The organism is Ruegeria sp. YTSA168, from assembly GCF_059610045.1.
In genome coordinates this window covers 1-17,441 of record NZ_JBXWMW010000009.1, presented here as the reverse complement: position 1 = coordinate 17,441, position 17,441 = coordinate 1, and the positions used below count along the sequence as shown (strand labels likewise).

The 17,441-nt window shown below is 55.3% G+C and carries 18 protein-coding genes; 11 read left to right on the top strand and 7 right to left on the bottom strand.

The window, feature by feature from the left end:
* Nucleotides 1-20 precede the first annotated feature (20 nt).
* A complete protein-coding gene (locus tag AC2FFE_RS15170) occupies nt 21-533 on the bottom strand; it encodes an RrF2 family transcriptional regulator (protein ID WP_496847037.1) in 513 nt (170 codons plus the stop codon).
* A 44-nt stretch (nt 534-577) separates the two neighbouring features.
* Here AC2FFE_RS15170 and AC2FFE_RS15165 point away from each other — a divergent pair, with 44 nt between their 5' ends.
* Nucleotides 578-1,063: a DUF2267 domain-containing protein gene (locus AC2FFE_RS15165; RefSeq protein ID WP_496847036.1), complete on the top strand. Its 486-nt coding sequence runs from the start codon at nt 578-580 to the stop codon at nt 1,061-1,063.
* A gap of 355 nt (nt 1,064-1,418) precedes the next feature.
* Here AC2FFE_RS15165 and AC2FFE_RS15160 read toward each other — a convergent pair whose 3' ends face one another.
* Nucleotides 1,419-1,628: a DUF6434 domain-containing protein gene (locus AC2FFE_RS15160; RefSeq protein WP_496821160.1), complete on the bottom strand. Its 210-nt coding sequence runs from the start codon at nt 1,626-1,628 to the stop codon at nt 1,419-1,421.
* Nucleotides 1,629-1,820: 192 nt separating this feature from the next.
* Entirely contained in the window at nt 1,821-2,168 is a 348-nt protein-coding gene (locus tag AC2FFE_RS15155; RefSeq protein ID WP_496821159.1) for an ArsR/SmtB family transcription factor, read from the bottom strand.
* 31 nt (nt 2,169-2,199) lie between these two features.
* Here AC2FFE_RS15155 and AC2FFE_RS15150 point away from each other — a divergent pair, with 31 nt between their 5' ends.
* The 3 genes from AC2FFE_RS15150 to AC2FFE_RS15140 are packed head-to-tail and all read left to right on the top strand — an operon-like array spanning nt 2,200 to nt 5,102.
* Nucleotides 2,200-3,063, top strand: a complete 864-nt coding sequence (locus tag AC2FFE_RS15150) for a PhzF family phenazine biosynthesis protein (RefSeq protein WP_496847035.1) — start codon at nt 2,200-2,202, stop codon at nt 3,061-3,063.
* Nucleotides 3,060-4,043 (top strand): ornithine cyclodeaminase family protein, encoded by a 984-nt coding sequence (locus AC2FFE_RS15145; protein ID WP_496847034.1) that lies wholly within the window; start codon nt 3,060-3,062, stop codon nt 4,041-4,043. Before AC2FFE_RS15150 ends, AC2FFE_RS15145 begins: the two co-directional genes overlap by 4 nt.
* Nucleotides 4,044-4,073: 30 nt before the next feature.
* Nucleotides 4,074-5,102: a hypothetical protein gene (locus AC2FFE_RS15140; RefSeq protein WP_496847033.1), complete on the top strand. Its 1,029-nt coding sequence runs from the start codon at nt 4,074-4,076 to the stop codon at nt 5,100-5,102.
* Here the strand turns inward: AC2FFE_RS15140 and AC2FFE_RS15135 are convergent.
* Complete coding sequence (locus AC2FFE_RS15135) at nt 5,044-6,630, bottom strand: winged helix-turn-helix domain-containing tetratricopeptide repeat protein (RefSeq protein ID WP_496821154.1); 1,587 nt, start codon at nt 6,628-6,630, stop codon at nt 5,044-5,046. The genes AC2FFE_RS15140 and AC2FFE_RS15135 overlap by 59 nt on opposite strands.
* A 149-nt stretch (nt 6,631-6,779) precedes the next feature.
* Here AC2FFE_RS15135 and AC2FFE_RS15130 point away from each other — a divergent pair, with 149 nt between their 5' ends.
* From AC2FFE_RS15130 to AC2FFE_RS15110, 5 genes are all read left to right on the top strand, one after another.
* Nucleotides 6,780-7,769: a homocysteine S-methyltransferase family protein gene (locus AC2FFE_RS15130; protein ID WP_496847032.1), complete on the top strand. Its 990-nt coding sequence runs from the start codon at nt 6,780-6,782 to the stop codon at nt 7,767-7,769.
* Nucleotides 7,770-8,091: 322 nt separating this feature from the next.
* The gene (locus AC2FFE_RS15125; protein ID WP_496821152.1) at nt 8,092-8,769 is read left to right on the top strand and encodes a hypothetical protein; all 678 of its coding nucleotides are present in this window, start codon (nt 8,092-8,094) and stop codon (nt 8,767-8,769) included.
* Between the two features lie 68 nt (nt 8,770-8,837).
* Nucleotides 8,838-9,446, top strand: coding sequence for a GNAT family N-acetyltransferase (locus AC2FFE_RS15120; protein ID WP_496847031.1), 609 nt, complete (start codon nt 8,838-8,840; stop codon nt 9,444-9,446).
* Between the two features lie 27 nt (nt 9,447-9,473).
* Nucleotides 9,474-9,791 carry a hypothetical protein gene (locus AC2FFE_RS15115; RefSeq protein ID WP_496847030.1) on the top strand — a complete coding sequence of 106 codons (318 nt, stop codon included), beginning with the start codon at nt 9,474-9,476 and terminating at the stop codon, nt 9,789-9,791.
* A 74-nt stretch (nt 9,792-9,865) separates the two neighbouring features.
* A complete protein-coding gene (locus tag AC2FFE_RS15110) occupies nt 9,866-11,317 on the top strand; it encodes a cytochrome-c peroxidase (RefSeq protein WP_496847029.1) in 1,452 nt (483 codons plus the stop codon).
* Between the two features lie 147 nt (nt 11,318-11,464).
* Here the strand turns inward: AC2FFE_RS15110 and AC2FFE_RS15105 are convergent, their stop codons facing one another.
* Both AC2FFE_RS15105 and AC2FFE_RS15100 read right to left on the bottom strand, forming a co-directional pair.
* The gene (locus AC2FFE_RS15105) at nt 11,465-12,028 is read right to left on the bottom strand and encodes a GNAT family N-acetyltransferase (protein ID WP_496847028.1); all 564 of its coding nucleotides are present in this window, start codon (nt 12,026-12,028) and stop codon (nt 11,465-11,467) included.
* 79 nt (nt 12,029-12,107) lie between these two features.
* On the bottom strand, nt 12,108-13,298 hold the full coding sequence (locus AC2FFE_RS15100) for an ABC transporter substrate-binding protein (protein WP_496821147.1): 1,191 nt from the start codon (nt 13,296-13,298) through the stop codon (nt 12,108-12,110).
* A gap of 298 nt (nt 13,299-13,596) precedes the next feature.
* On the opposite strand from AC2FFE_RS15100, the gene AC2FFE_RS15095 reads away from it, so the two are divergent.
* Entirely contained in the window at nt 13,597-14,358 is a 762-nt protein-coding gene (locus tag AC2FFE_RS15095) for a MerR family transcriptional regulator (protein ID WP_496821146.1), read from the top strand.
* A 232-nt stretch (nt 14,359-14,590) separates the two neighbouring features.
* A complete protein-coding gene (locus AC2FFE_RS15090) occupies nt 14,591-16,108 on the top strand; it encodes an ABC-F family ATP-binding cassette domain-containing protein (protein ID WP_496847027.1) in 1,518 nt (505 codons plus the stop codon).
* A 204-nt stretch (nt 16,109-16,312) separates the two neighbouring features.
* Here AC2FFE_RS15090 and AC2FFE_RS15085 read toward each other — a convergent pair whose 3' ends face one another.
* Nucleotides 16,313-17,230 carry a DMT family transporter gene (locus AC2FFE_RS15085; RefSeq protein ID WP_496821144.1) on the bottom strand — a complete coding sequence of 306 codons (918 nt, stop codon included), beginning with the start codon at nt 17,228-17,230 and terminating at the stop codon, nt 16,313-16,315.
* Nucleotides 17,231-17,441: the final 211 nt, after the last annotated feature.

Genomic DNA, 17,441 nt, shown 5'->3' with positions numbered 1-17,441 from the left:
CGCACTATTCCGAAACGCTGCTAGTGTTGGCGGCTCTGGTTTGTGATGCGGATATTGGCGTCCAGAAAAGCGCAGCCGCGCGCGGCAAGCGTTCCGTCGTCGTCCTCGCGGACTTCAGCCAGCAGGTGCGCGATCGTTACCTTCCTGAGCTCGGCGCGATAGGACCGCTCGGCACGCAGCATTGCAGCGTTGATCTGACATGGTGCTTTGAAGAAACCTTCGGGCACCGGGTTTGGACCATTGCGCCGGATTTCCTTGCACCGGAATGCCGGCTCAGGGCCTTCCACGGCGAGGACGACATCCAACAGCGAAATGTCTTTCGGCGTCTGTGCCAGGTGATAACCACCCTTCGGACCAGGAACGGTCCCCAGTATGCCGGACCGGGACAGAGCTTGCAGGTGCTTGAGCAGATAACTCGGTGAGACGCCGTGGAACTCGGCGAGCGCCGCTGCCGAGAGAACCTGGTTAGCCTCAAGTGATGCCAGCATCGCAACCGAATGGATCGCCTGCTCTACCCCTTCGCTGAGTTTCATCTTGACCTCCGTGATTCGTGGATACAAAATATCCATGAATTGAATTGCTCGTCAACTGGGGAACTTCAGAATTGCCAATGCCTTGGACATACCGCCATGCGTCGAAAGAATTCCGGGCTTTTCTGGATGACGTGAAAGACCGCATGGGGCTGGCCTCGGACAACAGCGCATACACGGCAGTCGATGCCGTGTTTCAGGTCTTCAGAAGACGCCTCGCGGCACAGGAAGGGCTTGATTTCGCAAGCGTGCTCCCCTGCATCCTGAGGGCAATCTTCATCAAGGACTGGGATGTGACAGTTGCGCCCCTTGCGTTCTCAAGTCGCGACGAGATGACCGATGAAGCAAAGCAGGTGCGACGCGACCACAATCTGACTCCGGACAATGCGATTGAGGCCACGGCTTGGGCGCTGCGCCGTTCAATGGACCAACGGGACCTCGATCGTGTTCTCAAAAGTCTGTCTTCAGATGCCCGGGCTTACTGGGCAGTCGAGGTTTCCGATCCGGCAGAACTCAATCAACGAATAATCTGAATCCCAATTGAGAAAGACAAGAAACCGCGATGAAAAACGCATTGAACAAACTGTTGCCCGCTGAAGACCGCTTCAATGCGGGTTGGCGGGTGTCTTTACGCTCAGATCGAAGGTTTGGCACGTAGCGCAGAAATGGCGCGTCTTCATTCCCAAGCCAGCTATCTAGTTCGAGGACTTTTTTTACAGAGTGGTTGGACGGTCATTTGCGAGCAGCAGGTCGAGAGGGTTGGTGTAACATTGACCAACTTCCTGATGGAAAAACATCTCAATGATGCAACTAGAGACAATATCACTCCAGTGAACTTAAGACCAATGCGTTCATTGTGCTCAGATCCCGTCGATTTCAGACGTTGTATTAAAAATTGCGGCGCAACCACTCATCGGCGACATCGCCCATCGTCTTAGGTTGACCGTTCTTAACCCAATTCATGAAAGCTCGGTCAAACTTAAATCTATCGCCGCACTGCGACCTCAGAAACCGCCTAACTTTCTGTGTTGACTTGTAGTTCTCAGTCACAATCGTTTTTCGATTGATTGGACCATTGTGCCAATCAAAGCCTGCCATCAATCACCTCAGCGACCGTTTCGAAAACAGCATACCCTATCTAACACTGCCAGCAAATTCCTGCGAAACTATGCGCCTAGATAGACCCAATTGTACTCAACCGCTGGAGTGTTGTGGGCTCGTCGCTGATCTTCTTCACGTCGCAGGATGTGATTAATTTCAACCGCTTCTGTCACTGACGATAGCGAACTTCTAGGATGACTCCCCGGCTTGGACCAATGCGGAGACTTCGCAGAGAACACGATTTACTCTCGCTTTGCGCAGTTTGTAAAAGACCCAATTCTTGATCTTCTTGCTCTCCACGATTCCAGCTTCTTGCAGAACTTTCATGTGGTTGGTCACTGTTGGCTGCTTCAGCCCAATTTTTTCGGTGATGAAACCAACGCACACTCCGTCATCGATGAGATCACCATCTACTTGCGGCGGGAAATGACGTTCGGGCTCGGCCAGCCAGTGAATGATACGAAGACGGTTCTCATGGGCCAGAGCGCTGAGGCCTCGCGCTGTTGACTCGTAGGAAGAATCTAAATAGTCAGACATCAATATAGTTTCTCCGCTATGTAGGTTGATTATGTCGTCAGCACCAAGCAACTGCAACTACATCCATTGCGATGTCTTTGCGACGAGGCCCTACTCAGGCAACAGTCTTGCTGTGTTTATCAATAGCGAAGGGCTGAGCGGCCAACAAATGTTGACCATCACCAAAGAGATTCGTCACTTCGAGACGATATTTCTGAGTGAAAAAAATGTTCAGATATCGGCCCGTGTTTTCGACCTGTTCGAGGAACTTCCATTTGCCGGTCATCCGATAATTGGTGCGGCTTGTGCATTGCATAAACAATCCGGTTCGGATGCCAAACGCGATTGGAAGTTCGAGATGAAAGGTGGACGAAGTGTGAGCGTGGCCTCAGAGTGCCGCGATGGCCGCTACTTTGCTACGTTGGATCAGGGATGCCCCGAGATGCTGGGAGCTGTCGATGCGAAACCGCAATTTGCACGCGCTTTCAACCTGGACAAGCTGTCCGATCTTCCAATGGAGGTCATTTCCACAGGATTGAAGTACCTTGTCGTCCCTGTTGAGCGCGGTCTGGAAAGGGCACGCGTCACAGAAACAAACTTGGGAGAAAAACTGCGCGAGGTCGGTGCGGATTTCGCATATCTCTTTGACATCAGAACATTCGAGGGCAGGCATTGGAACAATGACGGGATCATGGAGGATGTTGCAACGGGAAGTGCTGCGGGTGTTGTGGGCGCCTATGCGATGAAGCACGGCCTCGTGCCGGCTAGCCAAAGCTTTGCATTGAAACAAGGACATTTCATTGGCCGTCCTAGCGAGATCATCGTTACTCCGTATGGCACATCAAAGAAGATCGAGCGGGTCACCGTCGCCGGAGAAGTCGCCTTCGTCGGAAGCGGCAGGGTGATAGCACCGTGATCCCTTTCTATGGCCCCAATGACATCCGACCATACCTGAACATCGAGCCCCTGATCCAATCAGCAGAGACCGCTTTTCGCGCTATATCCGACAGAACAGCGCAAGCGCCAGTTTATGTTCTCCATCCCAATGATCTGGCGGATATCCACGTAAAGTCCGCAACGATTCCTGGCTGCCCGATCTTCACAGTAAAGATGGCAGGTTGGTCGCAACTGCTGGCGGACCAAGGTCAACCGGCGTCAAGCGGTCTGATCGCCGTTTTTGACAGTGAAACGTGCAGACCGCTTGCGATACTGCAGGACAATCATCTGATCTCGGATTACCGAACCGCTGCGGCCGGGGCCTTGGTTGCGAAACTATTCGTACGAAAAGGCGCGTTCTCGGCGCTAATTGTCGGAACCGGAGTTCAAGCACGCCTACAAGCCGAAGCGCTGATGATGGTACGCCCAGTCCGGCAGTTGAAGATTTGGGGAAGATCAGATTGCAAGGTTCGGGACATAGCTCAGAAACTACAATCCAAGTTTCCACAAGTTGACATTCGCGCGACCGACAATCTAGCGTCGGCTGTTGCTGAATCAGAGGTGATCGTGACGGCAACCGGCGCAAAGGAACCGGTGATCCGAAAGGACTGGATAAAACCCGGACATCACATCACGTCGGTTGGCTCGGATGACACAACAAAATGCGAAGTCGATCCAGCAAATCTCGAGAACGCTTGTGTTTTTGTTGACGCGATCGAGTCTGCAGTCAGGTACGGCGCTCCGAGCCGCGCAATCGCCGAGCGTTTGATCGACAGAAAACATCTGACTGAGATTGGTTCGCTCACCGGCGTCGCTTCGAAAAACTATGGCAAAGCAACGATAGCATGCTTGTCAGGTTTGGGAGTTCAGGACTTAACCGCTGTCAATACGTTTTGGGACAAATTACAAAGTGCTTCAGCCTGCAATAATTCAGTTTCCAATAGACCTACTGCAGTATAAGGCCACTGGCGCGCAGATTGGGGGAAACCCATGCGGAAAACCATTATACGCCCCGAGTTGCTGGTGATCGTGTTTGGGGCGGTTCTGTTAAATACGGTCCCAATTTGGGTTGGTGCTCTGGCCCGAGCCCATGGACTCTCCGACACCGTCTCAGGACTCCATGCAAGTTTGCTCTTGCTCTCGGCTGCCAGTACTTGTGCTGGCCTGATACCATTTCTGAACGAGCGGTCGGCCGCAGTTTTGGCATTTCTTGCGCTGGTGATCCTCTCGGCCGGACCAATTCTTGAGGTATTCGCAGCAACAGCAGCATGTGGTGCTCTGGGACTGGCCTTAGGCACTCTCAGCCGGGGTGCACTCAACTGTGTGTCCCAGGACCCAGGACGAGTGCGTATGTTGAGTGTCGCCCTGACCATGGGGCTTGTTTTGTCCCTTTGCGTCTACCTTGTCGCGCCGTTGCTCCAGGTTGGCCCATTTTCGATTTTGACGGTTCTCGCGGTCATTCTCTTTGTACCGCGATGGAAAGGCTCCACTTCGCGCCAGTCGCTTCGGTCCGCTTTGGTTCTTTCCAGGGCAACGCTTCGAATGATCCCGTTCTTTGTGATGATGGGTGCATACTGGACGTTTCTGGAGCTTTTTGGCCAGACCATCGGTTCGGCTGAAGCGATGTCTTACTGGCTCTTGGGGAGTTTGGTGGCGAGCGCCGTTGGATCGTGGGTCGCTGGAATGATCTCGCCGGTTAGGACAAGACTTCTGCGCGACGTGTCCTTGTTGGTGGCGGCGATTTCCGGCGCTGCAAGCTACGTGACATCCGACATGCTCGCTCTGGGGCTCACGATCCTGGCAAACGGTTTTGCGTTGTTTATATTCTTTCCGCTCTATCTTGGTCTGGCAGGTACGCGGGCGACCGAGGCGATGGCAATCTACCTGTTGGGCTTCGCCTTCGGTGGCGCCGCAGGGGCATTGATCGTTTCGCTCGGAGGATATAGTCTGCTTGCCGCGACTATCCTTGTTGCGGGGTTTGTTGCTTTGACGCGATGGCCTTTTCGACGGGGAGACTGACCACGAGCCCTGCCTTGCGCCATCCTTCAAAAGCCTTGTCGACCAATGGCCCTGTGAAATGATTGAAGACCATTTCATCGGGAATTTGATCTTCGAAGTCCGGCAGTATTTCCAGCAGTGCGTCGCGTGCGGCCTCTGCCTCTCTCAGATTGCCAAGTTCCGCGTGAAACCATGCGAGGTGAGCATGGTACCAGGGGAATCCGTCCATCGGGACCTTTTCGATCTCCAGAAGTGCGGCTTGCCAATAATCGCCAAGGGCAAATCGCCAAGCATGGGCATAGTGATACCAACCGGGGTGAATAGGGCTCAGGTCTATCGCTTGATCAAGCAGAGGAATGGCCCGGTCAAAGTCACCCAAGAAGGCATGGCAATGCCCGATTTCGGCGAGGATATCGGCATGTCCCGGATTGAGTTTCAGAGCCATGTCTGCGGACGCGCGAAAGCCCGGAAGATCGTGTGTGTGGAACTGGCAAAGTGCCAGAATCATGCGAGCGAACCCGCTATGGGGATCGCAAGCGACCCCCCGCTGTGCCGCTGCCAAGGCCAGATGCGGGGCGTCGATACCAGAACGCTCGTTCAGGTGATACCGTCGTTCTTCCAGCAGAACATGCGCATAGGCGGCCCAACCGTCGGACGAGCCTTGATCGATTTGAAGCAGCCCCGGCAAGGTGTCGCGAAGTCCCTTGTGTAGCTGCGGATCGTAGGTTTTGTAGAACTCATAGAACTTCGCAACTGCCGCATAAACGTCCCAGGTTTGCGATTGCCCGGTGACCGCGCGCCGCCGGATGCGGTGGCCGAGATCACCGTGCTGGGATCCGACCCGGCCAGCTGTCAACAGTCCAATTTCGTTCTGCAATTCAAAGATGTCCTGCGGTTGAGCCGTTCGGTCGAATTGCTCGGTTAGGGCAATCTCACCCGAATTGGCGTCGCTGACTTGAATGGTCACCCTCAGGCGCTCAGAAGATCGGCGTAGGCTGCCTTCCAGGATAAAGTCGACGCCGTAGTGTTCAGCAATACTTGCGTGATCCATCCGGCTGTCATGAATGTGCAGCCCGGTGAGTTGCGACAACACGCGCAGATTACGGAACCGTGTCAGGTTTGAAGTGATTTCTTCGCTGAACCCATCGGCGATTTGTTGATCGTCTTCTTGCGCACTGAGGCTGCGAAATGGCAAGACGATCATGCAGGGCAACTGCGATTGCGCATTCGCGCCACAGGCGACGGGTTTGGCCACTTCGGACAGTCGAAACCCAACTCCATGCACGGTCTTGATCACTCTTTGAGCATTGCCTGAATCCCCGACAGCACGCCGCGCCTCCTTGATCGCGGTCGAGAGTGTTGCATCCGTGATGATACGCCCGTTCCAGACTTGCTCAATCAACTCGTCCTTGCTGACGACCTCTCCGTCTGCCGCGTGCAGCGCACGCAATATGCCAAGAGTTTGACGGGTGAGCGCCAAGGTGCGACCACCTCTGAGAGTCGTCATCTGATCAAAGTCGATCTCGGTATCGGCGATTTTGATTCTCATGGCCGGACCAGAATCCTCGAACTTTGTTCCGATGAAAAGCACGATCTCAGGAAATTCTCAGACTTCTCTCAAGCTCTGCGCGTCAACGCAGCGTAGGTCCACTCTCAACACCTTGTCGCGATTCAACGATGCGTTTTGGAGAATAGACCATGAAATACCGCAATGCTTTGCCGCAATTGAACGGCACACAGATGATCTCTGATGGCGGACTTGAGACGACCCTGATCTTTCACGAAGGCATCGATTTGCCGTTGTTCGCCGCCTTTACTGCGCTCGACACCGATAAAGGTGTGGCGACGATGGACGCCTATATGGAATGTCACGCACGGATCGCCCTTGCCGAGCAGCGTGGATTTCTAATGGACACGCCAACCTGGCGTGCCAGTGCCCGATGGGCGGCTGAACTTGGTGTATCGCATGACGAACTTCGCGCAGTGCATCGTGAAGCCGTTTGCGCGCTCAGGGCCCTGAGGGACCGGCTCGAGGAACCTGAAACGAGCCCATTCGTCATAAACGGCGTGATCGGCCCGCAAGATGATGGATACGCGCCCGCACGCCTGCTGACCGAGGATCAGGCGGAAGCCTACCACAGCGTTCAGATCGGCTGGTTTGACGAGTTTGGGGCGGACATGGTGTCTGCCATAACCATGACCTATTCCGAAGAGGCCATCGGCATCGCCCGTGCGGCCAAGGCTAAGGCCATACCACTTGCAATCGCCTTTACGGTGGAGACCGATGGCAATCTTCCCTCCGGTGAGACGCTCAGGGATGCCATCGCCAAAGTTGATGCAGCCACGGACGCAGCACCGTCCTACTACATGATCAATTGCGCGCATCCGGATCACTTCGCGCATGTCCTTCATGGGGCTTGGACGACGCGCATCAGAGGAATCCGGGCGAACGCTTCGCGCCTGAGCCATGAAGAACTCGACGCCGCCGATACGCTTGATGATGGAGACCCTGTTGAACTCGGCGCGCTCTATGCGGGCCTCAATGTTCTATTGCCCAACCTGACGGTGGTTGGTGGCTGCTGTGGCACCGACCATCGTCACATCGCAGCCATTTGCGAGGCGCTTGGCACATCGGATCGGGCGACCCCAATTCAAAATCATTTTGAAGGAACGCGACATGCCAACTGAAATCTCACCTACCGCATTATGGGCGTTCTCCCCGCGTCGGCGCGGGCGATTATCGTCGGCCTTTGTCCAAATCCGCCTAGCGCTACGAGCGCGTTGGCGTGAACGTCAGATGGGATCCTTGGTCGACTATCTGGATGATCACCTGCGGTCTGACATCGGGTTGCCGCCGCAAGGTCGGCGGGAAATGCTCAACCTAGAATTTCCGCGGCTCTGAAAATCTCGCGTGAATCAAGAACGACCGACCGGTGCAGAAACCGGTCGGTGCCACAGGCGTTACGTGCGCCCATTTCCAACCTCAACCGCTATTTTCAAGGAGACTAAAATGAAACCGACCAACCTTCTGATCGCCACCGCGATTGCCCTTGTCCCCGGATTTGCAAATGCCGAGATGTTGTCGGCCTTTGACGTGGCCGAGGACCATACACGCATTTTCATGGCGGCCCAGCCGGTCCATGAAAACGGAATGCCCGCTCATGGCAATGCCTTTGTCAGCCAAGGTTACATCTATCCCGAAGGCACGCTTGCCGATGGGACGGTAGGCGTTCTCGAGGACGGCAGCCCAGCTTTCCCGGATCTTGTTCTTGGCACCTGGACCTGTGACGGTTACTTCGTCGGCGAAGGTGGCAATGCCACCACAGGCGTATGGATCATCAGCCGCCAGACCTTTGCCTTCGACGATGGCGCGACGATCGTAACTCAAGGCACCGAGATTGCAGATATCGGTCAACCCAACTTGCGTCCAGTGACCGGGGCAACAGGCGAATACGCTGAAATCGATGGTGGGCTGGTCCAAACGACGCTCGGGTTTACCGACTTCTGGGGGCTGAGCGCAACCTACGCTTTCGAAAAACCAACAACGGACGCATCACACGCGCAAGACGCGGCGCTTCATGGCGGTGACTACAAGGAAATGCCCGTGAACGAAGATGACCATCTGGAATGGGATTCGGGTGTGCCGGTTGGGCCGATCTTCGAAGAGCGATCGATGCCATCCACATGACACAAACCCTGTGAGGTCGGGACATCAAGAGACCCGGCCTCGCATTCTCATTATCAAAGGACAATGACATGAACGTTCAAAATGCACCCGCCATTCGTCAGGCCGATCCAACGGACGCGGAAAGTCTCGCCAAGCTGATCAACCTTGCGGGCGAAGGAATTCCGAACTGGTTATGGACCCGCGCTTGTGTCGAAGGGCAAACACCACTTGAGATCGGCATTGAACGCGCCAAGCGCAGAACCGGTGGGTTTTCTTACAAGAATGCGTTGGTCGCAGAGCCGCATGGATATCCAATCGGCATGGTGCTGAGCTATTCGATCACCGAAGCCCCAACGGATGATCCCGATGATCTGCCTGCGCCGATAGCACCCTTGGTTGCGCTGGAAAAGCTGTCCGTGGGAACGTGGTTTATCAATGCATTGGCCGTATTCGCAGAAGGGCGGAACCAAGGCCTTGGCTCGCGGCTGCTGGCGGCGGCCGAGGATCAGGCACGCTTCAATGGCTTTGAAAAGATGAGCATTCAGGTCTATGCGCAGAACACCGGAGCAGTGCGGCTTTATGAACGACTAGGGTACGATTGCGTGGCAAGTGACCCCGTGCGTCTGCATCCAAGTCCGCCCTACTATACAGGCGATGTACTTCTGTTGATGAAATCCCTCACAGTCCATGTTGCCTGAAGCAACAGCGTTCCGAAAGAAAAAACAATGACCTCCTATTGGCTCGTTCTTTCTGCGGCCGGTGCCAGCTTCACTTTGGGCAGCGTACTGCTCAAACAGTTCGCTGACACGGGTGTCGGTTTTGTCCTGCTGATCGCCATTGTCGTACTTGGGCTTGGCAATATGGCCTATATTCGACTGCTGGTGCACGGGCTTGGGCAAGGTGCAGTGATGTCCAGCATGAGTCAGGTCATCGCACTTTCTGTACTTGGCGTGCTTCTTTTTGGCGAGCGCCTTGGGTTGCCGCAATTGGCTGGATTGGGGCTGGCCATCGTCAGCATCTGGCTCTTTTCCCAACCGCGTTGAATTTTTGTAAGGTATCAAAAGTGATCAATCGACCTCAATCCCTCTTTGTATTTGCCGCGCTCGCTGGCGGCCTGTTGACCTCAGTTCTTGCTGCAGCATCTAGCGACGAAACGCAGAACGCTATTTCCCTTCCGTTGCCGTTGACGGACCAGGACTTTCTTTACGACGGTGCGCCCGAGCCATCCCTGGTGGAGCTCGGGCGCAACCTTTTCTTTGATCCGATCCTTTCGGGCAATCGCAACATATCATGTGGTACTTGCCATGATCCCGCGTTTGGATCAGGCGACGGCTTGGCACTTGGCATCGGAGAAGGTGGCTCAGGAGCAGGACCGGAGCGCGTGACCGTTGACCCGGTCACTGGGCGGGTGCCCCGCAACGCGCAGCCGCTTTGGAACATAGGCGCGCGCAGCTATATGTCGCTGTTTCACGACGGGCGTGTCGAAGCGTTGAACCCAGCCGATCCCACAGGCACCATCCGTAATCCCGCAGGGTCAGATTTACCCAAGGACCTATCCGCCCCCTTGGCGGCACAGGCATTCTTCCCCGTGACCTCCCCGACTGAAATGGCCGGGCAGTACGGCGAGAACCTGATCGCCGACGCCGCCCATCACGAAGATAGGCGACAGATCTGGGAAAACCTGGCGCAGAGGGTTGCGAGTATTGCTGAGTACCTAGAGATGATCCGCGCTGCATTTCCCGAGATCATGGATCCCGAGGATGTTGATTATTCTCATATCGCAGAAGCACTGGCGGCGTTCCAAACGACTGCGTTTCGATCTGATGAAAGCCCCTTCGATGCGGTTTTGCGAACCGAGAATTTGTCGCTGCTAACGCCGGATGCGCAAGCTGGTCTTAGACTTTTCTACGGCGCTGCCGGGTGCGCAAACTGCCATAGCGGCCCGTTGCTGACCGATCATCAGTTCCATGCCATCGCTGTCCCGCAAATCGGGCCGGGCAAAGGGCATGGAGGGGATATGTCTTATCTGCAAGAGACCGGATTGTCGGGGCGGGCTGAAGATGAGGGCCGATACCGGGTGACCGATGATCCCGCAGATCTATTTGCTTTTCGAACGCCGTCCCTGCGCAACGTGGCTTTGACAGGCCCGTGGGGGCATAGCGGCGCCTTCGCTTCGCTTGAAGACATGGTACGGCACCATCTTGATCCCAAGGCAAGCTTCACCGACTTCGATCCCATGGATGTGTCTTTGCCAGAACTTGATCATGTGCAACGCCTTGTCTCACGTGGTTCGGCGCTTGAATTCAGACCTTTGGAGGATACACGTCGTGAGGCTTTCGATATGCGGGACGTATGGGTGATGAGTTTACCCGCTTTGCGCGAACGCATTGTCGCGGCAAACTCATTGAATCCTGTTGTCTTGAAGGACGAGGAAATCAGCCAGCTCGTCGCGTTTCTTAATTGCCTGACCGATCCATCTGCCCTCAACCGGAGTGAAATGATCCCCAGCGATCTACCTTCCGGGTTGCAACCGCAACCTCAGGCTCAAAATCAAGCAATTCTTCATTAAAGCGCTTCGAGATTCTGAGCGGCACATCCCATTCGTCGGTGCCGCTCTGCTTTTGGTTCCGTTCTTAGAAGTCATTGGTCCAAGTTTGCCACGCCAGCTTCCTGCGCGACAGGGTGGATCACATAAAGCCCAATGCGTCTGCCTTCGTCATGCTGCGCGCTGGCTTGATCGAAAAGACTTTGTCATTCGGACGGCAGGAACTACCGCGCCGTTTTGGGTATGGAGCTCGACCTGGTCGATAGTGCGCCAACCTACCGAGGCATAAAGACGTTGCCCAGCGGGCGTTGCGATCATTTCACCACGATAAAAACCGGCAAGCCGCGCAGCGGCCTCAGCTGTTGCTAGCAAAGCGCGGCCAAGTCCGCGCCCACCAAATTCAGGATGCGTATAAAGATGTCTGATGCGAGCCGAGTCAGCGGCTGGATTCAGCGGGGCTCCGTTGGTGGACCCAACACTGTCACGATGAGTTAACCCAGACCATCGGCTCCATCCCCCGCTCGCGCGGATAACCCCGTCCAATTCGATGACAAAGTACGTACCATCTAAAATTAGGGTTTGGTCAATCACCGCAAACTCAGCCAATCCAGCCATTTGCGCGGGCGTGTACACTTCCTGAGATGTTTGCCGTGCCGAAATAGCTGCCAATTGAGACACTGCATCAAAGTCCCGTTCAGTCGCAACACGTATTTGCAGCAAAGTTAAGTAATCCATCGGTTTCTCCAAAAAAGAAGAGATCAAAAATTTGTTTGTTACTATCGGGCCCGTCGCCAATGGCAGCGGGCCCGGTGCGTTACCAAACTCGTTGTGTTACAAACGCTCCATCGCGAACGGAAAACTCCCGGTAGCTGCCAGATGCCTCACCAGTTGCGGAGAACTCGACATCTGTCGCGCCAACATAGTCGATCTCGCCACCCGCCGAAAGAATCTGCAACGCCCGCTCCAACTCTCCGGCGGCGATCGGTTCACCAGGTCCGTTTGCGATCGACATCATGGCGTCTGATATCGCTTGCCCATCAGTCGATCCCGAAGCATGCACGGCAAGGGCCAACACGGCAGCAGCATCGTAGGACTCCGCACGATAGGGACCTGTACCAGCAATCCCTGCTTCCAACGCCATCTGGTCGAATGCAGCAGACCGATCATCTTGCCCACCCGGCACTGAGCCAATGACCCGTTCAAGGTCGGGACCAAGGGCCTCCAAGAGAGCTGTGCTATACATACCGTCAGCAAACACAAAACTGTCGAACGCGCCGGTGTCCAGCGCCGCACGGACAATTTGTCGCCCGCCCTGATCTGCATAGCCAATCACTAGCAGGTGCTCGGCACCGCTCGCCGCCAGTGTTGCGACTTCAGCAGAATAGTCAGCCCGGCCATCTTCGTGAGACGCCGCCAATACAATCTCGCCGCCGCAAGCCGAAAACGCCTCCTCAAACGACTCCAACAAACCCGCACCATAGTCGTTGTTTGTGTATGTCGCCGCGATCGAGGTAACTCCGCGTTCAATCAGGATTTCCGCAAGCACTTCGCCCTGCCGGGCGTCCGATGGTGCCGTCCGAAAGAACAAGCCTTTGTCATCAAGTTCGGACAAGGCTGGCGATGTGGCGGATGGTGAGATTATTGCAACGCCATTCGGGATCGCAACGTTTGTGGCGACCGCACCCGTTGCACCCGAGCATGCCGCGCCAACAATCGCGGCGACCTTATCGCCTGTGACAAGGCGCTCGGCCGCCGACGTGGCTGCCGCCGCATCTGTGCAAGTGCTGTCACCAAAGACAACCTCGATGTCGCGCCCGCCAAGGAACAGGCCGGAGTCAGAGATCTCCCGAAGCGCCAATTCAGCAGAAGACCCCATGTCTGAGGCCATGCTTTCGATGGGTCCGGTAAAGCCCATAAGTACGCCAATCCTTATAGGTTGTTCCTGTGCAGTGACCATTCCAGATATCGCAATGAGCGCAACACTGGTAAGTAGTTTCGATCGCATTTAATTTCTCCATTATACGGAATGGGGAAGTGTAATTGTCTTCCCGTTTGATGTTGCAGATTGCGAGGAGTTCAGACGCGAAACACTTGCCTCAACGCTTCGAAAATCCTCATTCCACCCGGGCATCGCTAGAACGAGAAAAGCGGCAAAGCTTGAGCAGAATCTGAGAAAATTCTGAGGACGCTCAGGCTCGATCCGAATACCAATCTCGAAGAAAGACTGACGCCTGTGGTCCTAATGTGATCGATGGATCTTTGGGTATTGACCCTCACGTTGCGTGAGGCGCCATAGGAGCATCATGGAAACCCGAAACGAGGAATATACGGTTGGCGAGTTGGCCAAAGTGGCGGGTGTGAGTGTGCGCATGTTGCACCACTATGACGCCATCGGGCTTTTGAAGCCGTGCCACGTGGCTGCAAATGGCTATCGGATTTATCGGCAACCTGAAGCAATGCGATTGCAAGAGATCCTGTTCTACCGTGCAACCGGTATGGCATTACAGGACATCGCCAAAGTGTTGGAGCATGGGGATAAATTGGATCGCCTTACGAAGCACCGCGCGAACCTAAGGCGGCGCCTCGCGGATCACGCGGCCATGATTGCAACGCTCGACCGGACCATTTTGCATTTGACAGGAGATGCTCCCATGATGATCGAAGACCTATACAAGCCGTTTTCTGCCATCAAACAGGCGGATTACGAAGACTGGCTGACCCAAACCTATGGCGCGGAGATGGTTCAGCAAATCACGCAGGCGCGCGCACATGCTGAACAGGCTGGACCCGAGTTCGCACAAGACGGTGCCAAACGTCTACGCGCGATCGAAGCGGCTTTGGTATCGGACTACGAAGGCGGCAAGCCTTCGGACCAAGCCGATCTGTCCGCGCATCAGGCCTGGGTTGCAGATATGTGGGGACGCCCATGCAACGACAAGGCATACGCCCAGCTGTCAGACATCTGCATGGCGCACCCTGATTTCGTCGCACGTTTCGAAGCTTTGTCGGAGGGCTTTAGTCAATGGCTTCGGGCCGCGATGGTGTACTGGGCCAACCGGGCATAACGTCTGCAAGCTCCAACGTTCTTGTCTTACGCCCCGCCGTGCCGTAAAATGAGCGCGTTGGAAACTTTCACAACGGGAGGGCACAAGCTGAACATGCGTATCATCCGCCGACTTCAGCATGGCCCACGTTTCGCCCTGTAAATGCGTTTACAGGGCGGGCCCAAGAATCAACCTTTCTATCGGTCTGCCCAAAGCCGCACCGCGGCACCTCTTTCTATGAGCAGAGACTCCGATGACTGTGATGAACATCAACGCTTTAAGCGTAATCCGTGGCGACCTCCTTTTCGATGAACTGAACCTGACAATTTCCAAGGGTGATCGTATTGGATTGGTTGCCGCAAATGGGCGCGGCAAGACAACACTGTTGGAATGCATGGCCGGTCAATCCGAACCGACACACGGGAGTATTGTCCGGACGCGCGGTTTGCGAGCGGGATATGTGACCCAATACGTGCCGGCACACGCCTATGCTAAAACGCTCTATGAGTGGGTGCTGGGTGCCCTTCCCACTGAGCAGGCAGAATACGAAAGCTGGCGCGTGGATGTCGTGCTTGGTGAACTGAATGTTCCCTATGAGTTGCAGCATCGTCTGCTCAACGAATTGAGCGGCGGATGGCAAAGGACTGCATTGTTGGCTGCTGCCTGGATTCAGGAGCCAGATATCCTATTGCTGGATGAACCAACCAATCACTTGGATTTGCATCGTATAGGCTTGCTCCAGAACTGGTTGTCTGCCCTGCCTCGTGAAGTGCCCGTTGTAGTGACGTCCCATGATCGAGCATTTCTTGATGCGATAACCAACAAAACGATGTTTTTGCGCGCGAAAAGGTCACGTGTTTTTTCACTCCCATATTCGGCAGCACGGACGGCGCTAGACGAAGCGGATGCTGCTGACCAACGGCGGTTTGTCAACGACTTGAACAAAGCGCAGCAGCTACGCAAGCAGGCGGCAAAGCTGAAGAACATCGGCATCAATTCCGGGTCTGATCTTCTGGTGACCAAGACCAAACAGCTAAATGATCGCGCGGCGCAGATTGAAGCGACTGCCAAACCTGCCCACCACGAACGCAGCACCGGTGATATCAGACTGGGCAACAGCGGAACTCATGCCAAGGCGCTGATCACATTGGATGACGCACGGGTTGAGACGCCTGACGGTCGCTTGTTGTTCAAGACCGGACGGAAATGGATTTTGCCAGGAGACCGCACCGTGCTTTTGGGAGCCAATGGCACCGGCAAAACCCGATTGGTCAAGATGGTACACAGTGCACTTTCAGGGAATAGTGGGGCGGTAAAATGTGCCCCATCGGTTGTGTCAGCCTATTCAGACCAGCATCTGAGCCAGCTTTCGGAAAGCGACACACCGATGGTCGCTGTTACGCGTCAGTTTGACATTGGTGATCAACGCGCGCGTGGCGTTTTGGCGGGCGCGGGTGTGAACATACAGATGCAAGACACCAAAATCGGCGCGCTGTCTGGGGGACAAAAGGCACGCTTGGCCATGCTGATACTGCGTCTCAAAAATCCGAATTTCTACTTGCTTGATGAGCCGACAAACCATCTTGATATTGAAGGTCAGGAGACTCTCGAGGATGAACTGATTACACACGGCGTTTCATGTTTACTTGTTAGTCACGACCGCAGCTTTTTGCGAAATGTTGGCAATCGGTATTGGCTGATCACAGATAAAGGTCTGGAAGAAACCGACAGCCCTGAGCCGTTCTTGGCAAGAGAGATGGGGTCAAAATGATCATTTTGGTCCAACATGTTGTGCAGGGCGGTCGGCATCGTAACGGATTTTCGTGTTTTTTTAGCTAATGCTCACTTTGCCCCGCGTTGTGAAAGTTCGACCCGCATCAGTTTTTGCTATTGCAGCGAAGGTCGGCAAAGCGCGCTGCGACCGCAGCATTGAGAGACTGCGTCGGATGTCGGCTATGGGCCGTTGGCTCCTATTCTACGGTGCGGTGATGGGCGGTGGCTTTCTTCGCTTTCCTGACAGCGCATTGCCCGCAATCGCCGCGAGCAGAACTGCGCCGCCAATCAGGGTATTTTCGGTCGCGGTTTCCCCCAGAAACAGCCAGACCCAGAGTGGGCCGAGCAGGACTTCGGCTAAGGACAGCAGGGCGAGTTCTGCGGCGGGTAGGCTGCGCGATCCCAATGTGTAGAGGATCAGACCTGCCCCGACCTGGAACACGCCCATGCCCATCGCAATCCCGCCATCACTGGGGCTCAACACGAAGGAGAGGCCGAGGCCCAAGCATATGGCTGAAGTGATGAGGATTGCGAAAAGGCCTGACAGGAAGACCGCCGGCAGCATCTCCCCTGTGCGCCCCCAACGCAGCGCCACGGTGAAGACAGCAAAACCGAATGCCGACCCAAGCGCGGCGAGGCTGCCTTTCAGAGCGACGCTTCCGGACTTGTCGGCGACCATGATCCCGATCCCGCCGATTGCGACGGCGATCGCGACCCAAGTCGCGGTGCGGACGGGTTCTCGCAACACGATCCATCCGAGCACCGCAGCCATAAACGGTGCGGTTGCAAACAGGAGCATTGCATTTGCAACCGACGTGTTCTGGATCGCGTAGATTCCGCCAGAATAGGCCGCGACCAGGGAAAGCCCCGCAATGATGGCGGGGGCGCGGATGCGGCGGATTTGAACAAAGGGGCTTTCGCCAGATCGCACGCGGATTAGCACGTAGAGAAAGAGCGACAGGCTGATCGACCGGTAGAGCAGTATCTGCCACACGACGGCATCTTCGATCAGGCGAATACCAAGACCGACCGTCGACCACAGCACACCCGCCGCAAACACGAAGAGCACACCGTACTTGTGGGCATCCGCATTGGAGGAGGCTGGCGCAATGGATGTCATGTCGGGCTCATCAAGGAAGCTACTTCGTCAAGGTTAGTATCTTGGCCAGAGCTTTGATCACTCATTAGCGACATTGGCGTAGGTTGCTGCACACGGCCACGCCAAACCAAGATCGCTGCGTGGTTCACGAATGTCCTGTGTGGATGGCTCCTGCATAGCAAGACATTTTTTGAGCTGATACGAGCGTCTGTCAGATGCAGTCGTGTGTCCG